Consider the following 19,627-nt stretch of genomic DNA (forward strand, 5'->3'; position numbering starts at 1 on the left):
CGCTTCCGCCCGTTGTCGCTCCACCGGAGACCCCCGCGACCGTGCGACCGGTCCGGGGGCGTGGTCATCGCGTGAAACGGAGACGACGACATGGACCAAAGTACCGGGGAACCCTGTGGGTTGCCGATGGGGCCGGACGGTGGGGTCCGGGCGGTGCGGCTGCTGCCGTGGATTACGGACGCGGGCAAGCCCTGTTACCTCGTAAGTGACGCGTCGGGGCCCGGGGGCGGACGGCACAGTGTGATGGCCAAGGTGGCGGACAACCTGGAGCGGATGCAGCTGGGGCACGCCGCCGCGTTGGTGGAGCGGGCCGACGACATGATCGCGGACCACAAGGCGGACAAGCGGGAGCTGCGCTTCCTGGCGAACCAGTTGCGGACCTCGCTGCGGGAGGTGACCCGGATCGCGGACAGCCGGGGCGCCCGGCTCGCCACCGAGGAAGGACCCGGCGACGAGGAGCCGGGCGAGGGCGAGGTGTGTGACCAGGGGCCCGACTGCGGGGTGTGCGCGGACGAGGGCGGGTGAGCCGGGGCGGGGGCCGGGCGGTGGCTCAGTCCCGGGGGAACGCGCCGGTGCCGAGGACGAGGGCCACCGGTGTGGTGGTCAGGTCGAGGTCCTCACCGAAGGGGACGGTGGTCACCGTCCGGTACTCGCCGTCCTTCGGGTCGAGGTGGACGCGGCACCGGCCCTGGTAGGGGTCCGCGATCACGTACACGGGCACCTCCGCCTCGGCGTACACCGCCAGTTTGGGGCCGTAGTCGTTGGCGGCGGTGCCCCGGGAGATGACCTCGGCGATGAACTCCACGTCCTCGTGGCGCCAGCGACCCCGCTGGTCCGGTTCGGCGTCGTCCCGGAGCTTGGCCACGTCCGGCGCGAAGCCGTTCTGCTTGCCCGGGAAATCGATCCGCACGTCCGACAGCACCTTGACCCGCATACCGAAGCGGTCCTCCAGCGCGCGGACGATCCAGCGGATGATCTCCCAGTGCGCGGAGCGCTGCGGCGTCGTGAACGTCTCTCCGCCGACGACCTCGACCCGGTATCCCTCGGGTGCGCAGACCTGCCCGAACAGGGTGTCGAGCCCTGCCGTGTCCGGTTCGTTCATCCCGGTCCTGTCGCTCCGCGCGCAGTCGCCTCCCGATTGGCGCCGCCCGCGCATACCAACGATACGTACGACGAAAGCGTTACGCCCGGTACTCCGTACCCATCCCCCACGCCTGGCTCATCGCCCCCGCGAACGCCGCCGCCAGCTTGTGTTCGCCGGAGGGGAGCGGGTGGGTGCCGTCGTAGGTGTCGGTGGCGAGGTCGTAGCCGGGTGGGGGTGAGGTGAGGAGGAGGGGGGAGCGGGGTTCGTCGAGGTCGGCGGCCGTCTTCGCGAGGAGTTCGTTGAAGCGTGCCACCTCGGCGGCGAACGCGGGGTCCGAGTCCGCCCGGATGTTGGGGACGACCGGGAGGATCACGAAGCGGACCCGGGGACCGGCCGCGCGGGCCTCCGTGACGAAGCGGCGGACGTTGTGCGCCGTGTCGTCCGCGCCGGTGTAGAAACCGAGGTCGATCAGGCCCAGGGAGATCAGCAGGACATCGGGGCGGTGGTCGCTGACCGCCGACCGGATCAGCGGGGCCATGTGCTGCCAGCCCTCGCCCCAGCCCGCGAGATGGGCGCGGGGGAACGCGGGGTCGGTGCCGGGGGCGTACTCCCGCGAGACGGGCGCGTCCCGCGCCTGGTCGTAGAGCGTCTCGCGGGGGCCGACGATCCGGAACGGGCCGCCGAGGGTGTCCCGCAGGTGCTCCCACATGCGGTACCGCCAGGTGTGCTCGCCCGCGCTTCCTATCGTCGTCGAGTCCCCGACGAACATGAATCTGAGCATCCGCTCATCCTCGCCGATCGCCCCGGGGGCCGGGATGTGAGGCCGGACACGCGGTGCCCGGCGGCCCGCGCACCGGGGCCGACGGCCGCTCGGCGCGGTGAACGGCCGCGCGGGATGGCAGTCTTGGACGTATGCGCCCGTTCTCGTCGGCCTCTGCCGTCTGCCTCGCCGCCCTGACCCTCGCGCTGGCCGCCGGGCCCGCGTCCGCCGAGGACATCGGGGCCGGGGGGTTCACCATCGAGGACCCCCGGATCACGGAGTCCAGCGGGCTGGCCGCGTCCCGGCAGCACCCCGGCGTGTACTGGACGCACAACGACAGCGACGACGGCGCGTTCCTGTACGCGGTGGACGCCCGTACCGGGAAGACGGTCGCGACGCTCACCCTCACCGGCGTCGGCAGCCCCCGGGACGTGGAGGCCGTGTCGGTGGGCGCGGACGGCAATCTGTACGTCGGTGACATCGGGGACAACCTCGGCGGCACCTGGAAGCACGTATGGATCTACAAGCTGCCCGAGCCGAAGCGGCTGGCCGACCGTACGGTCAAGGCCACCCAGTACACCGTCACGTACGAGGACGGGCCCCGGGACGCCGAGGCGATGATGGTGCACCCGAAGACGGGGCGGCTGTACATCGTGGACAAGCAGAAGGACGACGACAAGGACGCGGCCCTGTACATCGGACCGGCCGAGTTGTCCCCGACGGGCATGAACGTCTTCAAGCGCGGCGCGACGATCGACCTGTGGGTCACCGACGGCGCCTTCTCGCCGGACGGCGAGCGGCTGGCGCTGCGCGGCTACTTCGGCGGCATCCTCTACGACTGGGGGAACGGGGTGCCCAAGCGCACGGACACCCTCAGCGTCCCGCTCCAGCGCCAGGGCGAGTCGCTGACCTGGACCCCGGACGGGACGGGGCTGCTCTACGGCTCCGAGGGGCGGGGGAGCGAGGTGGAGCCGGGGAAGGTACCGGGCGGCTCCTCCGGCCGGTCGGGCGGTTCCGGCGGCGACAAGGGGACGGGGCCGGGTTCCTCCGCGTCCGGCGAGGACACGAACTACTCGATGGGCGTGCTGACGCTCGCCATCGCCCTCGGGGTCGTCTTCGGGGGGAAGCGGCTGCTGCGCGGCAGGCGGTAGAGGCGGGCCGGGCGGTCAGGGGGCGGGCGGGCCGCCGTGGTCCGTCGCGGTCCCGTCGGCCGGGGCCGGACCCAGGGGCGCGCAGGGTCCCGGGGGCGGCGTCGGGGGTACCGGGGCCGGGTCGGCGCCGCGGGCGGCCACCAGGGTGTCCAGGCCCGCCAGGATGCGCTGGAGCCCGAACTCGAAGTGGTCGAAGCCGGGCCCGAACGTGTCCGGGGACAGTGACGCCATCATCGGGTAGCGCCCGCTGCGCATGACCTGGTCCAGATAGGGGCCCTGTTCCGTCCAGAACTCGGTGTCGGTGCGCCCGGTCTGCTCGGTCGCCTCGATCTCATGGGCGTGGCTGCGGGCGACGCCGGACACATAGCCGTCGACCATGATCAGTACCGACAGCAGCTCGGGGTCGGTCAGGCCCATGGGGCGGATCAGGGCGAGCATCTTCTCCATGCCGTCCAGGGTGGCGGGGCCCAGCACCGGCCGGGCCTGGTTGATCTGGAGCAGCCAGGGGTGGCGCCGGTAGAGCGCGAAGGTCTCCCGGGCCAGGATCTCGACGGCCTCGCGCCAGGTCGTACCGAGGGCGGCCGGCTCCTCGGACGGCTTCTGCACCCGGTCCAGCATCAGGTCCAGCAGCTCGGCCTTGCCGGGGAGATAGCGGTACAGCGACATGGTGCCGGTGCCCAGCTCGGTGGAGAGCCGCCGCATGGACACCGCGTCGATGCCCTCCGCGTCGGCGACCTCGATCGCGGCCAGCACGATCCGCTCGACGGACAGCGTCGGTTTCGGACCCCGGGTGGGCCGGCGTTCCGGCTCCCAGAGCAGTTCGAGGGTGCGCTGGATGTCGCCGCTGCCGCTGGTCCCGATGCTCTCCATACCGGGCAGTTTAAACCGCTGGGGAAATAATTGGGTACGGCGTACTCTTCATCGGGTACGGTGTACCCAGTTAGAGGGGTGCGGCGGCGGGAACGCCGCACGAGGGAAGCGCACGGGGTGGAGGTCGGATGAGCACGTACGCGGTGCACGCTGAGGGCTTGCAGAAGAGGTACGGCGAGAAGAACGCACTGGACGGCTTCGACCTGACGGTGCGGCGGGGGACGGTGCACGGACTGCTCGGGCCCAACGGCGCGGGCAAGACCACGGCCGTCCGCATACTGTCCACGCTGGTCACGCTGGACGGCGGCCGGGCCACGGTGGCCGGCGTCGATGTGGCGAAGGACCCGCGCGCGGTCCGCGCCCGGATCGGCCTCACCGGCCAGTACGCCGCGGTGGACGAGGTGCTGACCGGCCGGCAGAACCTGGAGATGTTCGGGCGGCTCTTCCATCTCGGCGGGGCCGGGGCGCGCCGCCGGGCCACCGAGCTGCTGGAGCAGTTCGACCTGGTGGAGGCGGGCGACCGGGGGGTCGGCAAGTACAGCGGCGGGATGCGCAGGCGGCTGGACCTGGCCGCGTCGATGATCCTCGCGCCGGACGTCCTGTTCCTGGACGAGCCGACGACCGGGCTCGACCCGCGCAGCCGGGGCGAGGTCTGGGAGTCGGTCCGTGAGCTGGTCGCGAGCGGTACGACGGTCCTGCTGACCACGCAGTACCTGGAGGAGGCCGACAAGCTCGCCTCCCGGATCACCGTCATCGACCGGGGACGGTCCATCGCGGACGACACCCCCGACGGGCTGAAGAACACCGTCGGCGGCGACCGTATCGAGGTCGTCGTCGCCGAGCGCGCCGACATCCCGCGCGCGGTGCGGGTCGTCGCCAAGGTCAGCGCGGGCGAACCGGAGACGGAGGAGTCCGAGCGCCGGGTGCACGCTCCCGTCACCGACCGGGTGGCCGCGCTCACCGAGGTCGCCCGGACCCTTCAGGACGAGGGCGTCCAGGTCGAGGACATCGGGCTGCGCAGGCCCAGCCTGGACGATGTGTTCCTGCGGCTCACGGGACACCGCGCCAAGGCGGACGAGGAAGCGGCGGCGGGCACCACCGGCGGGAACAGCGACACGAAGGGGGATGTCCGGCGATGACCGCGACCACCACCGAGAAGGACCTCACGGACCCCGTGGCCGGCACCCCGTCCGGCGGGCCCGTCGTGGAGGAGCACGGACGGCTCTACTGGGCGTTCGCCGACTCCTGGAACATCGTCCGCCGGGGGCTGACCCACTACCAGCGCCAGCCCGTCAACATCGCCTGGCAGCTCGGCTTCCCGATCCTGTCCGTGCTGCTGTACGGCTATGTGTTCGGCAGCGCGATGACCGTGCCGGGCGGCGGCGACTACCGGGACTTCCTGATGCCCGGCATGTTCGCGATGACGATGGCCTTCGGGTTCATCAACACCGCGACCGTCGTGGTGTACGACGCCACCAAGGGCGTCATCGACCGGTTCCGCTCGATGCCGATGTCCTCGTCCGCCGTCGTCGCGGGCCGCGGTGTCACCGATCTGATCGTGGCCTGTGCCGAACTGACGATCCTGATGCTGACGGCCCTGCTCATGGGCTGGCGTCCGCAGGGCGGTGTCGCCGCCGCGTTCGGTGCCTTCGGGCTGCTCCTGCTGCTGCGCTTCTGCCTGATCTGGGTGGGTGTGTGGCTGGGGCTGATGGTGCCGAACCCGGAGGCCGCGGGCGGGCTCTTCGCGGTCGCGTTCCCGCTGACGATGATCTCCAGCATCTATGTCGCGCCCCAGCTGATGCCGGACTGGCTCGGGCATGTCGCCGCCTGGAACCCGATCTCCTCCACGGTCGCGGCCTCCCGGGAGCTGTTCGGCACCCCTGTCGGCAGCGGCGGCTCCTGGGTCGAGCAGAACGCCGTGCTCATGGCGGTCATCTGGCCGCTGGTGATCACCGCGATCTTCCTGCCGGTGGCGGTCCGCCGCTTCCAGCGGCTCAGCCGCTGACCGGGGGCGTCGGCGCCGACCGGTGAGGGGCCGACGCCGTGACCGGTGAGGGGCCGTGGGCGTGGCTTTGGCCGGGGTCGCGGGAAGGCCGTCGCCGTGACCGCTGGACTGCGGGAGAGCGTCGGCGCCGACCGGTGAGCGGGGCGTCCGCGTGAACGCCGAAGGGGCGGTACCCGGCCGGGTACCGCCCCCTCAGCGTGTCCCCCGCGTGGGGGACGGTGGATCAGAGCTGCTCGATGACGTAGTCGACGCACTTGGTCAGGGCCTCGACGTCCGCCGGGTCGATCGCCGGGAACATCGCCACCCGGAGCTGGTTGCGCCCCAGCTTGCGGTACGGCTCGGTGTCCACGATGCCGTTGGCGCGCAGCGTCTTCGCGACGGCGGCGGCGTCCACCTCGTCCACGAAGTCGATCGTGCCGATCACGGACGACCGCTGTGCCGGGTCCGCGACGAACGGGTTCGCGAACTTGCTCTGCTCGGCCCAGCCGTACAGCGCGTTCGCGGAGGCCGTGGTGCGGCCCACCGTCCAGTCGAGACCGCCCTGGCCGTTGAACCATTCGAGCTGGTCGGCCAGCAGGAACAGCGTCGTCAGCGACGGGGTGTTGTACGTCTGGTTCTTGCGGGAGTTGTCGATCGCCGTCGGCAGCGAGAAGAACTCCGGGATGTGCCGTCCCGAGGCGTGGACACGCGTGGCGCGCTCGATCGCGGCGGGGGAGAAGATCCCGAGCCACAGACCGCCGTCCGAGCCGAACGACTTCTGCGGTGCGAAGTAGTACACGTCCGTCTCGGCGATGTCGACGGGCAGACCGCCCGCGCCGGACGTCGCGTCGACCAGCACCAGCGAGCCCTCGTCGGCGCCCGCGACCCGGTTCAGCGGCATCGCGACACCGGTCGAGGTCTCGTTGTGGGTGTACGCGTAGACGTCGACACCCGCCTCGGCGACGGCCAGCGGATGCGTGCCCGGGTCGGAGGAGACCACCGACGGGTCCTGGAGCCACGGCGCGAGCTTGGCGGCCTTGGCGAACTTCGAGGAGAACTCACCGAACGTCAGGTGCTGCGACTTGTTCTCGATGAGCCCATGGGTCGCGATGTCCCAGAACGCGGTGGAGCCGCCGTTGCCGAGGATCACCTCGTACCCGTCGGGGAGCTGGAACAGCTCGCGCACACCCTCACGCACCCGGCCCACCAGGTTCTTCACCGGGGCCTGACGATGGGAGGTGCCGAGCAGTGACGTACCGGTGGCGGCGAGGGCGTCCAGCGCCGCCGTCCGCACCTTGGAGGGGCCCGCGCCGAAACGGCCGTCCGCGGGCTTGATGTCAGCGGGAATCTGGATCTCAGCCACGCGCCGAGCCTAGCCCGTCGCCCGACACCCCCGGTCGGGGTGTCCGGCGGCTGAGACAACCCCTCCGCCACGTGGACAGACGTGGACGGGCGGGGTTCGGGGGCGAGGTCCGGGACGGGTTCGGGGGCGGTGCGGGCCGGGCGTCGGTCGGTGCTCCGGTGCGGGCCGGGCGTCGGTCGGTGCTCCGGTGCGGATCGGTACTCCCGTCCGCGCCGGTGCTCCCGTACGTGTCAGTGCTCCGGGCCGACCACCGTCGTCGGGGTAAACCGGACGGGCAGGGCCGACAAACCGCGCAGCCACGGGGACGGATGCCGGGTCAGCGACTGCGGCGGCACCGCCAGGTCCAGGTCCGGCAGCCGGTCCAGGATCACCTCGATCGCTGTCCGCGCGATGACCTCCGCGATCTCCCGGGCCGGGAACGGACAGCGGTGCGCGCCGTGCCCGAAGGAGAAGAACGCGGCGTTCCCGCCGGTCGGGACGGTCCGGTCGGCACGTATCCCCGGGTCGGAGTTGGCCGCCGCGAGGGAGAGGACCAGCAGATCGCCCGCGCGGACACGGCGCCCGCCGAGCAGGGTGTCCCGGGACGCCCAGCGGCCGACGACGTTCTGGGTGGGGGTGTCCTCCCACAGCACCTCGTTCATCGCCTCGACCACGCTGCGCCGTCCCCCGAACAGCGACGCCGCGAACCGGTCCTCGGTCAGCATCAGCCGCAGCGAGTTGCCGATCCAGTCGGCCGTCGGCTGATGGCCGGCCGTCAGCAGCGACGTCAGGTCCCGGGCGATCTCGTCGCCCGGCAGGCCCTCGGGGGAGGCGAGCAGCCGGGACGCGATGTCCTGCCCCGGGGTGCGGCGGCGGCGCTCCAGCAGCCTGGCCACGGCCCGCGCGAGCCCCTGCCCGCCATCCGTGCCCCCGTCCCCGTTCACCGCCGCGGCGAGCCCCGGCCCCTCCTCCGGCGGGAAGCCGAACACCGCCGCCAGCACCCGGACCGGCAGCAGCGTCGCGTACTCCCTGATCACGTCCGCCGCGCCCCGCGCGCAGAATCCGTCGACCAGGGCGTCCGCGAACCGTTCCGCGTACCCCTGGAGCCGGGCCGGGTCCACGGCCGTGAGCGCGTCCGCGATCATCGCCGCCCGCCGGGTGCGCCCCTCCCCGGCCGGGTGCGGCACCGGTGGCCGGGCCCGTCCGACCACCGGCAGCAGCGGCCAGTCGTCGGGTATCCGGGGCCACTGGTTCCACAGCTCCGCGTCCCGGCTGAACAGCGCCGGATCGGCCGTCACCTGGTGCAGCTCCCGGTACCCGAGGACCAGCCAGGCCGATATGTCCCCGTCGAGCAGGACGGGGGCGACGGGGCCGTGCGCCGCGCGCAGCTCCTGGTAGAGCGCGGACGGGTCGCTGGGCAGCCGCAGCCGGTCGAGCGGGACCGGCCGCGGGTCGGGGGCCTCGCTGCCCGGGGCGGACGGTACGGGTGGGGTGTGCGGGGTGTGCGGGGTGTACGAGGTGTCCCAGGCGGACGGTGTGCGGGGGGATGTCGGTGCGTACGGGGGCGGTGGGTTGTTCGGGGGGATCGGTGTGTCCGGGGACGATGGGGTGTCCGGGGACGGCGGTGGGTGCGGGGTGTGGGGGTTGGGCGAGGGCCCGGAACCCGTCATGCGGTGCTGTCCCGCGGGCCGGCCGCGCCGGTCGCCCCGGCCGGACCCACCAGCGCGCCCGGGTCCGTGACCGGGTCCGTGACCAGGTCCGCGCCGGGGCCCGGCGGCGGGACTCCGGCGTCATGTCGCCGGGTCAGATGCTCGACCAGGGTGATCAGCACCGCCGCGCTGGACTCCCGCGACCGCGCGTCGCAGTCGATCACCGGGATGTCCGGGGCCAGGTCCAGGGCGGCCCGCAGCTCCGTGGGCGAGTACGGATGACCGCCGAAGTCGTTGCGGGCCACGATGAACGGCGTACCGAGCCGCTCCAGCCGGTCGATGGCGTACCAGCAGTCGTCTATCCGCCGGGTGTCGACCAGCACCACCGCACCCAGCGCGCCCGCGAACAGCTGGTCCCACAGGAACCAGAACCGGTCCTGACCGGGCGCCCCGAACAGATACAGCACATGCCGCGGGCCCAGCGTGATCCGGCCGAAGTCGAACGCGACGGTCGTCCCCGACTTGTCCGCCACCCCGGTGAGGTCGTCGATCCCCTCGCCCGTCCGGGTCAGCGTCTCCTCCGTGTTCAGCGGACGGATCTCGCTCACCGACCGGACCAGGGTGGTCTTGCCGACCCCGAAGCCGCCCACGACGACGATCTTCAGCCCGGTCTCGGCGGTCGCCCGCAGCGACAGCCGCCCGCCGGGCGGCTCGTCCCCGTCCGGGAACGGGGCCGGGACGCCGTCCGGGTACGGGGCCGTGCCCGGGGGACCTGGGTGGCCCGGGTGCGGTCCGCTCCCCCCGCTCCGGGGGAAGCCGTCAAATTCTGCGGAGTCCAACGAGCACCTGCTCCAGGAGATCGGAATCGGGAACGCTCTCACGCGGCGTCGGCGGCCGCGGATGGCGGGCGCTGATCCGGTGTGCCGCCAGCAGATCGGACAGCAGCACCCGCGTGATGCTCACCGGGAGACGCAGATCGGCCGCGATCTCCACCACGGCGGTCGGCAGGCGGCACATCCGCAGGATGGCCGCGTGCTCCGACTGCATACCGGGCCGGGGCTCGCACTCCGCGACGATCAGGGTCACCAGGTCCAGCACGGTGTCCCCGGTCGGCCTGCTGCGTCCGCCGGTGAGCGTGTAGAGCCGGTCCGGTACGTCGTCCCGGCCGGGACGGGTCACTGGCCGGGTGCGCTGCGCGGTCCGTCCGGGGCCCGGGAATCGTCCACCGCGGCGTCCACCGTGGGGGCGTCGGCGGAGAGATGCGCGCCCAGTTGCCCGACCAGCTCGCTCATGTGCCGCCCGACGATCCCGGCCTCGGCGTCCTCGTCGGCGATCACCGCGACATGCGCGCCCTGTCCCGCCTCCACGATGAACAGCACCCCGCCGTGGAACTCCGCCATCGCGGACCGCACGCCGCCCCCGCCGTTCCCGAACTCGACGGACGCGCCGTGCGAAAGCGAGTGGATGCCCGCCGCGATCGCCGCGAGCTGGTCCGCCTGGTCGACCGACAGCTCCGGGGTGCGGCACAGCTTCAGCCCGTCCCGGGACAGCACCAGGGCGTGCCGGGCCCCGGGGGTGCGGGCGAGCAGGTCCTCCAGGAGCCAGGTGAAGGTGTCGTCCACGGTGGTCGTCGCGTCCGGGGAGGGAGCGCGGTGGACCATGTCGGCGCTGTAGGTCGCGAGCGGGTACGCCGCGTCGTAGGCCGTGGCGGTGACGGCGGCCTTGGCGGTGGCGGCGGCCGTAGCGGTGGCCGGGTCGCCGTCGGCCGTGCTCGTGGGGCGGGCCTGGCCGGTCGTGCGGGAACTGGTGGTGCCGGTCATCGAGGGAGGTCGCCTTCCTGGTGGTGCGGGTCGACCCGGTGCGCCGAAGGCTGCGGCGCGGGGTCTGGGGCCGGGGGAGTGGCGCGTACGGCCTCTCGGAAACTGCTGAAGCGGGCCGCGCGGGCCTTGATGTCCACGGGTTCGCCGATGGGCCGCGGTGCGGTGAACCGTACGTCGCTGAACCGCCGCGCCTCGGCGGTGGCGAGGGTACGGCCCCGGGGCCGCACGGGCAGCGACCCGGGCCGGGCGGCGAGGGGGGCCGCGGCGGTCGGGGCGGCGGGGGACGACGGGGCTCGGGTGTCCGACGGGTCGGCGGGGGACGCCGTATCGGCCGGGGAGGGGCCGGTCACGTCGCTCCGCTCGGCGGTGCGTTCCCGCTCCGGGCGGAGCGGTGCGGTGGTGCGGGCGGTGCTGCGCGCGGTGGGCTGCGGGGAGTTGTACTGGGCGGAGCCGTGCTGCGGGGAGCCGTGTCGCGGTGTGCCGTGGGGAGTGCTGTGGGTGCCGCCGGGCGCGGGGTCGGTCCGGTGCTCGCGGTGTTCCCGCTGGTCGCGGGGGGCGGCGCGGTGGTCGTCCTGGCGGTCGGCGGGATGGTCGCCCCGGTGGTCGGGACGGGCGGCGTCCCGGGTGGCGTCCTGGGTGGTGGCGTACGGGGCACCGACGGCGGTTTCCGTCGCGGTACCGGCGGGGGTGGCGCGGGCCGTGGTGGTGGGCCGGGTGCGCAGCGGGGGGTGCGCGGGGGAACGGTCGGCGGCGGGTCCCGACGCGCGGGGCCCGCCGTGGGACGGCGGCGACTCGATGTCGACGCCGTCGTCCGACGAGGTGCGCGCTGCGGCGTACGAGAAGGACAGCGGGTGCGGCGCGGGTTGCGCGAGCGGCCGGTCCGGGGCGGGACGCGCGGCCCCGGCGGGAGCGGTGAGCTCCGGGCGGGGGTGGGAGGCGGTCAGGGCGGTGGTCCTGGCGGGTGTGGCGGGCAGGGCTTCCGCCGGGACGGCGGGTGACCTTTGCGCGGCTGACGTCGCCTGTCCGGCGGTGGGCCCGGCGGGTGCGGCGTGCGTGGCCGATGTGGTGGGCGCCGGTGATGTGGCCGGTGTCGCCTGTCCGGCGGTGGGTGCGGTGGGTACGGCGGGCGCGGCTACCGGTGCGTCGGCAGGCACGACAGGTGCGGACGGTGCGGCAGGTGCGGACGGCCAGGGGCCCGGGGAGGCGGGGTCCTGGCCGTGGACGCGGTCGTGGACGTGGGTGCGGTCCTGGGCCGGGCCGTGCGCGTGGACCGGTGCCGATGCCGATGCCGGGTGCGCGTCGGACGCGTGGCCGGGGTCGGGGTGGCCGTCGTCCGGGAAGGTGTCCGGCAGGGCCTCGTGCCGCGCGGGCACGGCGTCCAGGCCGGTCAGCAGGTTCCGGGGAACCATCACGACCACGCCCGTACCGCCCCGCGCCGACGGACGGAACGACACCGTCAGTCCGTGCTTACGGGCCAGCCGCCCGACCACGGCGAGCCCCAGCCGCGTACCGGACAGTCCGCCGAGCCCCGACGTGTCGCCGGAGACGGCCCGCTCGGCGCGGCGGAGCTGGAACTCGCTCATCACCAGACCGCTGTCCTCGACGGAGACGATGACCCCCGCCGGCACCTCCTCCACGTACACATGGACCTCGGCGGTCGGCGGCGAGAAGTTCGCCGCGTTGTCGAGGATCTCGGCGAGGGCGTGCATCACCCCTTCCGCCGCGTGGCCGACGATGGCGATCTCGCTGGTGGAGTGCACCCGTACGCGCTGATAGGCGTTGATCCGGCCCATCGCCCCGCGCAGGATCGACTCCATCACGATCGGGCGGGCCCAGCGGCGGCCGGAACGTGCCCCGGTGAGCACCGCGACCGAGTCCGCGACCCGGCCGGTCTGCGCGGTGCGGTGGTCGATGTGCAGCAGGTCCGCGAGCACGTCCTCGTCGGCGTGCTCGTCCTCCATCCGGCGCAGCTCGGCGAGGGTGTCGGTGGTCAGGGCCTGGAGCCGTCCGGCGGCGTTGGCGCAGGCGGCCAGGGACGCGGCCCGGTCGGCGGTCACCCGGTCGGTCTCCGCCGCGAGGCGCGCGGCCTCCTCGGTCAGCCGGACGGTCTCCGTGGTGAACCGTTCGCGCTCGCGGTCCATCTCGGCGTCGAGCCGGTCCCGCTCGCGGGCGAGTACGTCGGTGCCCCGGTCGCGCTCACGGCGCAGTTCCTCGGTGTGGAGCTCCCGTTCCCGGGCCAGCTCCTCGCCGAGGCGGGCCCGCTCGCCCAGCAGTCGACCCGTGTCACCAGTCATGGCGTCGAGCTGGTCGCGCAGCAGCCGCGTGGCGCGCAGCGCGCGGTGGGCGACGGCGACCGCGAACGCCAGCAGCAGCGCGCCGGCGGCGGCGCCGCCCAGGACGACCACGCGCCGGGTGTCCACCGGCGCCCACAGCGCGGCGGCGAGGACGGCCACGGCGGCGAGCGAGAGCGTCAGCATCCCGCACAGGACGGAGGGCAGCGCGCGGGGCGCGGCCCCGGTGACCTGCGCCTTGGCGCGGGGGAGGGTGAGGAGCGGGCTGCTGACCGGGGTGGGCGCGGTGCTGGGCGAGGCGGCGTACGAGGAGGTGGGCGAGGCGCTGGGGACGGCGGACGGGTCCGTGGATCCGGAGGCGGACCGGACCTTGGTGGCGACGGCGGTCGACGGCGGGGTGGGGGCGCCGGTGGACGAGCCCGGGGCCGAGCCCGAGAACGAGCCGGTGGGCTGGGCCCAGGACGGGCCGGCCGGCGGGGAGGTGTCGTACGGCCGCTCGGCGATGCCGGGCACGCGCTGTGCGGACGGGGCCGGGGACGGGGTGCTCAGCCGGGGGCCGGCCGCTCCGGTCCAGGGGCGGGTGCCCCGCTCGGCCCGCGCGGGAGGGGCCGTGCGCCGGGGCGGGGCTATGTGGGGGGAGGTGCCCGAGGGCAGCGGGATGTGCGCGGTGGCTCCTTGGCCGGAGGGGCACGGGACGGTGTTCGTCGTGGACGCCGGGACGGGGTCCGCCACGGTGAGGGTGCGCTGACGCGCCACGGCCGGACCGTGCGGTTCGGGCGCGGGGTGCGGCTGTCCGGACGCGGGGCGCACGGGCGGCGTGGACGCGGTCATCATCGGGTCCTCGGATCGTGTCCTCGGTGGGCGAGTCCTCGGGCGGCTGTCGTGGTCCGGTGCCGGGCGGGTGCCCGGCGGTCCGGCTCGGGGTGGGTCCTGAGGGCGGTCGGACCCCGGGACATCAGGCGGTGCTGCGGGAGTTACGGGAGCGGTGAAAGCGACCCTCCGTTCAGGAAGCGCCACTCTCCGCTCAACTTGCCGTCACTATAGGAGAGTTCCTGAACGTGTTGGGAACATTCAGCCGCCGGATTACGGGACTCCCGCCCACTGAGCTACCGGAGTCGCCGTCGCACAGCTTCCCTTGTGGGGCTCCTGTGCGGTTCATGAGGCCAGAGTGTGCTGCGGGTGACGTCCTGGTGGCGATACCTGTACGGGAATTGCTTGAATTGCTCACGAGCCGCGATCACAACGCCCGATTCCTCGTCAATTCCCGACGGGAGGCAACGGCGCCGTCCAGGGTCCTTCCGGTCCCCCTTCCCGCCCGCTTCCCCGGGTGCTTCTCGTGGCGCTTCCCCCGGCCTTCCCCCGGCCTTCACCGGCCCTTCCGGGTCCCCTTTCCGGCGGGTGATCCGTGTTCTCCGGCGGCTGCGCGGGGGCTGTGCGGTCCTTGTGCGCGGTCCTTGCGTGTGGTCCATGTGTCGGCCCACGTGTGTGAGGCGTGGGTCGTGAGGTGTGGGTCGGGTGGGATGGGAGTGCGCGGACGCCTGGTCGTGTGGGCGCCTGGATATAAGGGCGCACGGGCGTATGGGGGCGCGGGCGCGGGCGCGGGCGCGTGGGTGGGCGCCGGTGTCGCCGGTGGTCCGGGTGGCAGGTGGTCCGGGTGGGTGGGATGCGCGGTGGTGGGGGTCGTGCGCGCGGGCGCTCGGGTGCGCGTGGCCGCTGTATGGCCGCTGTATGGCCGCTTCGTTGTCCGCTTGGTGGCCGCTTGGTGGCCCCTGTCGTCGGCCACGACGTGTCCTCTTGGTGTCCGCCCGGATGTCTCTGCCCGTGAGGTCACCGCGTCATGCCCGATGCCCCGACCACCTCGTCTACGGCGATCGACGCCCCCGTCCGGACTTCTGCGGGGACCGGACTACGCACATGATCGTTGGCACGTCGTGCCACGCGGGGGAACGGGGTTCGCCGTCCGGCCCGTTGCCCGGTACCGGAACGGGCCCGGGGGATGCTGGAGGCATGACGGATCAACGTGCCGAGCCCGACGGTCTGCGGACAGCGCTGCGCGCCGCGGTGGCCGGAGAGGTCGACTTCGGGGCCACCGCCCGCGCCCTCACCACCATGGACGCCTCCAACTACCGCCGGGTGCCGCTCGGCGTGGTGGCGCCGAGGGACGCGGACGATGTCCTCGCCGCGGTCGCCGTCTGCCGGGAGTACGGCGTCCCGGTGGTCGCCCGGGGCGGCGGCACGTCGATCGCGGGACAGGCCACGGGCGTCGGCGTGGTCCTCGACTTCACCCGGCACATGAACCGGCTCGTCTCGCTCGACCCGGCAGCCCGGACCGCCACCGTCCAGCCGGGGCTCGTCCTGGACCGGCTCCAGGAGGCCGCCGCGCCGCACGGGCTGCGCTTCGGCCCCGACCCGTCGACCCACGGCCGGTGCACGATCGGCGGGATGGTGGGCAACAACTCCTGCGGGGCGCACTCGGTCGCCTGGGGGACGACCGCCGACAACGTCCGCCACCTCTCGGCCGTGGTCCTCCAGCCCCCCGCCGCCGCGGCCCCGACCACCGGGTCCTGGCCCGTCACGGGCCCCGGCGCCGAGGGTTCCGGCGGTTCCGGCGTCGTGGGTCCCGTCGGCCCGCCCGGCCCCGGGCCCGCCGCTGGCTCCTCCCCGGCGTCCCGAACACCCCCCGCGTCCCCCGTCCTCGTCCGACTGGGCCCCGGCTGGACGGGGGCACCCGCCGCGCTCCGTCCGCTGATCGAGTCCCGGTTGGCGCTGCTCCGCACCGGATACCCCGACCTCCCGCGCCGGATCTCCGGCTACGCGCTGGACGCCCTGCTGCCGGAGAACGGCGCGGACGTCGCCCGCGCGTTCTGCGGCTCCGAGGGCACGCTCGGACTGCTCACCGAGGCCACCGTCGCACTGGTCGCCCCGCCCCACGCGCGTGCGCTCGCCGTGCTCGGCTACGCGGACGAGAGCGCGGCGGCCGACGCGGCCCCCGCCCTGCTGCCGCACGACCCGCTCACGGTGGAGGGGATGGCCGCCGACCTCGTGCCCCCACGCGCGCGGGGTGGGCTGCCCAAGGGCGCCGCCTGGCTGTTCGTGGAGACCGGCGGTGACACCCCCGCCGAGGCCAGGGCGCGTGCCGAGGCCGTCGTCCGGACGGCGGACCCGGTCGGCGCGCTGGTCGTCACCGACCCGGCGGGCCAGCGCGCGTTGTGGCGGATCAGGGAGGACGCGGCGGGCACGGCGACCCGGATGCCCGACGGCTCCGAGGCGTGGCCCGGCTGGGAGGACTGCGCGGTGCCGCCCGCCCGGCTGGGCGCGTATCTGCGGGACTTCCGGGCGCTGCTGGCCGCCCACGGGCTGCGCGGCACCCCGTACGGCCACTTCGGCGAGGGATGCGTCCATGTCCGCGTCGACTTCGACCTGATCACCGCCCCCGGGGTGGCACGCTTCCGGACCTTCTCCGAGGAACTCGCCGACCTGGTGGTGACCCACGGCGGCTCGCTGTCCGGCGAGCACGGGGACGGCATGGCGCGCGCGGAGCTGCTGCCCAGGATGTACGGGACGGAACTGGTCGGGCTGTTCGAGCGGGTCAAGGCGGTATGGGACCCGGACGGTGTCCTCAATCCCGGGGTACTGGTGCGGCCGGCACCGCTCGACGCACAGCTGCGGTTCGCGGTGCTGCCCCGCGAACCCGTGCCCGTGGAGTTCGGGTACCCGCAGGACGGCGGCGACTTCTCGGCGGCCGTACGCAGATGTGTCGGCGTCGCGAAGTGCCGCACGGCGGGTCCGGGACCGGACGTGATGTGCCCCTCGTTCCGCGCGACCGGCGAGGAGGAGCACTCCACGCGCGGGCGCGCGCGCCTGCTGCACGAGATGCTGGCCGGCCAGGCGGGCGCACCCGACGCCGTCGTGACGGACGGCTGGCGGTCCACGGAGGTCCGGGACGCGCTCGACCTGTGCCTGTCGTGCAAGGGATGCCGTTCCGACTGTCCCGTCGGCGTCGACATGGCCACCTACAAGGCGGAGTTCCTGCACCACCACTACGCGGGCCGGGTCCGCCCCGCCGCCCACTACGCGATGGGACGGCTCCCGCGCTGGCTCGGCCTGGTGGCGGCCACCCGTACCGCCCCGCTGGTGAACGCCCTCGCGCGCGTGCGCCCGCTCGCGGCCCTCGCGAAGCGGCTCGGCGGCATCGCCCCGGAACGCGAACTGCCCCGGCTGGCCGCGGAGCCGTTCACCCGCTGGATGGCACGGCGCACCCGGGAACGGGGCTCGGGGACACGCATCCTGTCGACCAGCCAGGCCACCGTGCTGTGGCCGGACACGTTCACCGACCATCTGGCCCCGCAGGTCGGCCGCGCGGCGGTGCGTGTCCTGGAGGACGCGGGGCAGACGGTGCTGCTCCCGCCGTCAGGGGTGTGCTGCGGCCTGACCTATGTTTCGACGGGACAACTCGGGCTCGCCCGGGCCGTGATGACCCGCACCCTCGACCTGCTCGCCCCCACGATGCTCGGCATCCCGGTCGCCGTCCTGGAACCCAGCTGCGCCGCGACCCTGCGCACCGATCTCCCGGAGCTGCTCCCGGACGACCCGCGCGCCGCCGAACTCGCCGCCTCGGTCCGTACGTTCGCCGAGACACTGGAGGCCCAGGTGCCCGGCTGGCGCCCCCCGGTGCTGGACCGGCCCGTCGTGGGGCAGACCCACTGCCACCAGCACGCGGTGCTCGGCGACACCGCCGACCGCCGGATCCGCGAGGCGGCCGGACTGACCGGGGAACTCAGCTCCGGCTGCTGCGGCCTCGCGGGCAACTTCGGCTTCGAACGCGGTCACTACGACGTGTCGGTGCGCTGCGCCGAGGACCAGCTCCTGCCCGCGGTACGGGACGCCGATCCAGACGCCGTCGTCCTCGCCGACGGCTTCTCGTGCCGCACCCAACTCGCCCAGCTCGCCGGGGTACGGGGCCGCCACCTCGCGGAGATCCTGGCCGACGCGCTGCCCGAACAGGACACGGACCGGGACTGAGGAGGGCGACCGCACCACATGGATCTCCGCCCCGGCTCCCGCAGCAATTCGAACAGCGGTCAAACAGCGGTCAATGACCTGGGCCCCGGCCTCGGCCGCGCATACGCACAGGCATTTCCCGAACGGGTTTCCCGCGCGCGTTACTTGCGCGCGGCACCAAGGGCGGTTCGGTACGTCGAGAGCCCCGCGAGTAACGGGGTGCGGTGGGGGCCCTCCGGGAGCACGGCGGGAGTAAGCGGGGGAGCGCCGAGTGCCGTCGGACACCGCGCGAGTTCCGAACAATTCCCCGGGCCGCCCAGGACGGCTCGACCCGCGCCACGCGATCGACCCGAAGCGCGGAGTGCGCACCGCCAAGCCCTGTGAATGCAAACGTTTTTGTGTCCCTGCGCCGTCCCGTCCACCGAAGGTATTGAGGACACCGCGAGGGCCAAGATGTCCTCTGCAACTAGGCATTTCTTTGCGTGAGGAAATGATCACGGGAATGAGGGCACCGTCGCGTGAATGAATGAGGACACCACTCGGCGGCCATGGAAACCGGTCCCGTGCCGCACCGGCCGCACCCGTTGCCCCTGCCGCACCGTGTCGGTCTGCGTCGGGCCGGACCGGGCCGGACCGGGGTGGGTCGCGGCGCCGATGTGTGCGGACGGGTGGGTGTCGGGTCAGGGCCTGTTCAGGAACCGGTCAGGGCCCCGGTCAGGGCTCCGCGACAACCTCGTGGGCCAGATCCAGCAGATCGCGGACACGCGGGTCCGTGACCCCGGCGGGCCAGGCGAGGGTGACCGGGAGGCGTGGCGCGTCGGTCAGCGGCACATAGGCGACGCCCGCGTGCGGATGGATATCGGCGGTGGCCGTCGCGGAGACGCCCACCGCGCGGTCCGCCGCGATCGCCGCCAGCCAGTCGTCCGTGTTGGCGACCGTGACGGTCGAGGTGGGGCGGATCGCGGACGGCCAGAGGTCCAGGGTCGTCACCCCGGAGACCGTGTTCAGGGCGATCGTCCGGTCGGCGAGGTCCGCCAGGGCCAGACCGGACCGGCCCGCCAGCGCGCTGTCCGAGGCGACCGCCGCCACCTGCCCCTCCTCGTACAGCACCGCGGTCTCCAGCCCGGGTGCCGTCACCGGCCCCCGCAGGAACGCCGCGTCGACCAGTCCCCGGGTGAGCCCCGCCGTCCGGTCGTCGATCCGCAGCAGTTCCAGCGGCACGGACGGGTGCGCCGCGCGCCAGCGCCGCAGCAGCGGGGTCGTGTACGGCCCGGCCGCCGACCACGGGTGTCCCACCCGCAGCGGACGCGGACTGCCGCGCCCCGCGTCGAGCGCGGCCTCGAACGCCGTCACCGCCGCCGACGCCCGGTCCCGGAACACCCGCCCGTGCGCGGTCAGCGCCAGATGATGCGTCGACCGGTCCACCAGCCGGACGCCCAGCGCGTCCTCCAGCGCCGCGAGCGTCCGTGACACGGCGGGCTGGGTGAGCCGCAGCCGCTCCGCCGCGCGCGTGACGCTGCCTTCCTCCGCGATGGCCAGGAAGCAGCGCAGATGCCTGATCTCCAGGGTGCGCAGACTTGGAAGGCCGGGATGTCCGGTCCGGCCTGCCGCGCGTTCCGTGCCGCCGGGCCGGTCGTGACGGTCACCGGTACCCCGGCCGCTGTCAGCGCTCATG

The 19,627-nt window shown here is 73.9% G+C and carries 15 protein-coding genes; 5 read left to right on the forward strand and 10 right to left on the reverse strand.

Annotated elements, in window-relative coordinates; genetic code table 11:
- Window positions 1-90 precede the first annotated feature (90 nt).
- Window positions 91-525, forward strand: a complete 435-nt coding sequence (locus AB852_RS03890) for a hypothetical protein (RefSeq protein ID WP_178390932.1) — start codon at window positions 91-93, stop codon at window positions 523-525.
- Between the two features lie 25 nt (window positions 526-550).
- Here the strand turns inward: AB852_RS03890 and AB852_RS03895 are convergent, their stop codons facing one another.
- Window positions 551-1,102: a Uma2 family endonuclease gene (locus AB852_RS03895; protein ID WP_073783548.1), complete on the reverse strand. Its 552-nt coding sequence runs from the start codon at window positions 1,100-1,102 to the stop codon at window positions 551-553.
- 79 nt (window positions 1,103-1,181) lie between these two features.
- A complete protein-coding gene (locus AB852_RS03900; RefSeq protein WP_073783550.1) occupies window positions 1,182-1,865 on the reverse strand; it encodes a GDSL-type esterase/lipase family protein in 684 nt (227 codons plus the stop codon).
- Window positions 1,866-1,996: 131 nt separating this feature from the next.
- Here AB852_RS03900 and AB852_RS03905 point away from each other — a divergent pair, with 131 nt between their 5' ends.
- Window positions 1,997-2,995: a hypothetical protein gene (locus AB852_RS03905; protein WP_073783552.1), complete on the forward strand. Its 999-nt coding sequence runs from the start codon at window positions 1,997-1,999 to the stop codon at window positions 2,993-2,995.
- Between the two features lie 15 nt (window positions 2,996-3,010).
- On the opposite strand, the gene AB852_RS03910 is transcribed toward AB852_RS03905, so the two are convergent.
- Window positions 3,011-3,865, reverse strand: a complete 855-nt coding sequence (locus tag AB852_RS03910; protein ID WP_073783554.1) for a TetR/AcrR family transcriptional regulator — start codon at window positions 3,863-3,865, stop codon at window positions 3,011-3,013.
- A 128-nt stretch (window positions 3,866-3,993) separates the two neighbouring features.
- Here AB852_RS03910 and AB852_RS03915 point away from each other — a divergent pair, with 128 nt between their 5' ends.
- A complete protein-coding gene (locus tag AB852_RS03915; RefSeq protein WP_073783556.1) occupies window positions 3,994-5,004 on the forward strand; it encodes an ATP-binding cassette domain-containing protein in 1,011 nt (336 codons plus the stop codon).
- Window positions 5,001-5,870: an ABC transporter permease gene (locus tag AB852_RS03920; protein WP_079184267.1), complete on the forward strand. Its 870-nt coding sequence runs from the start codon at window positions 5,001-5,003 to the stop codon at window positions 5,868-5,870. Before AB852_RS03915 ends, AB852_RS03920 begins: the two co-directional genes overlap by 4 nt.
- Before the next feature lie 223 nt (window positions 5,871-6,093).
- Here AB852_RS03920 and serC read toward each other — a convergent pair whose 3' ends face one another.
- From serC to AB852_RS41595, 6 genes are all read right to left on the reverse strand, one after another.
- Window positions 6,094-7,212, reverse strand: a complete 1,119-nt coding sequence (gene serC / locus AB852_RS03925) for a phosphoserine transaminase (RefSeq protein WP_073783558.1) — start codon at window positions 7,210-7,212, stop codon at window positions 6,094-6,096.
- 230 nt (window positions 7,213-7,442) lie between these two features.
- Window positions 7,443-8,861, reverse strand: coding sequence for a cytochrome P450 (locus AB852_RS03930; RefSeq protein WP_245876600.1), 1,419 nt, complete (start codon window positions 8,859-8,861; stop codon window positions 7,443-7,445).
- Complete coding sequence (locus AB852_RS03935; RefSeq protein WP_245876665.1) at window positions 8,858-9,535, reverse strand: GTP-binding protein; 678 nt, start codon at window positions 9,533-9,535, stop codon at window positions 8,858-8,860. Before AB852_RS03935 ends, AB852_RS03930 begins: the two co-directional genes overlap by 4 nt.
- Window positions 9,536-9,659: 124 nt before the next feature.
- Entirely contained in the window at window positions 9,660-10,019 is a 360-nt protein-coding gene (locus AB852_RS03940; protein ID WP_073783560.1) for a DUF742 domain-containing protein, read from the reverse strand.
- Complete coding sequence (locus AB852_RS03945; RefSeq protein ID WP_073785362.1) at window positions 10,016-10,501, reverse strand: roadblock/LC7 domain-containing protein; 486 nt, start codon at window positions 10,499-10,501, stop codon at window positions 10,016-10,018. Before AB852_RS03945 ends, AB852_RS03940 begins: the two co-directional genes overlap by 4 nt.
- Window positions 10,502-10,656: 155 nt before the next feature.
- Window positions 10,657-13,782 carry a sensor histidine kinase gene (locus tag AB852_RS41595; protein ID WP_425444148.1) on the reverse strand — a complete coding sequence of 1,042 codons (3,126 nt, stop codon included), beginning with the start codon at window positions 13,780-13,782 and terminating at the stop codon, window positions 10,657-10,659.
- Between the two features lie 1,176 nt (window positions 13,783-14,958).
- On the opposite strand from AB852_RS41595, the gene AB852_RS03960 reads away from it, so the two are divergent.
- A complete protein-coding gene (locus tag AB852_RS03960) occupies window positions 14,959-17,973 on the forward strand; it encodes an FAD-binding and (Fe-S)-binding domain-containing protein (RefSeq protein ID WP_073783566.1) in 3,015 nt (1,004 codons plus the stop codon).
- 693 nt (window positions 17,974-18,666) lie between these two features.
- On the opposite strand, the gene AB852_RS03965 is transcribed toward AB852_RS03960, so the two are convergent.
- The gene (locus AB852_RS03965; RefSeq protein ID WP_079184269.1) at window positions 18,667-19,626 is read right to left on the reverse strand and encodes a LysR family transcriptional regulator; all 960 of its coding nucleotides are present in this window, start codon (window positions 19,624-19,626) and stop codon (window positions 18,667-18,669) included.
- Between the last annotated feature and the right edge of the window lies 1 nt (window position 19,627).

Origin of the sequence: Streptomyces uncialis (assembly GCF_001905345.1) — a bacterium.
Taxonomy (GTDB): Bacteria; Actinomycetota; Actinomycetes; order Streptomycetales; family Streptomycetaceae; genus Streptomyces; species Streptomyces uncialis.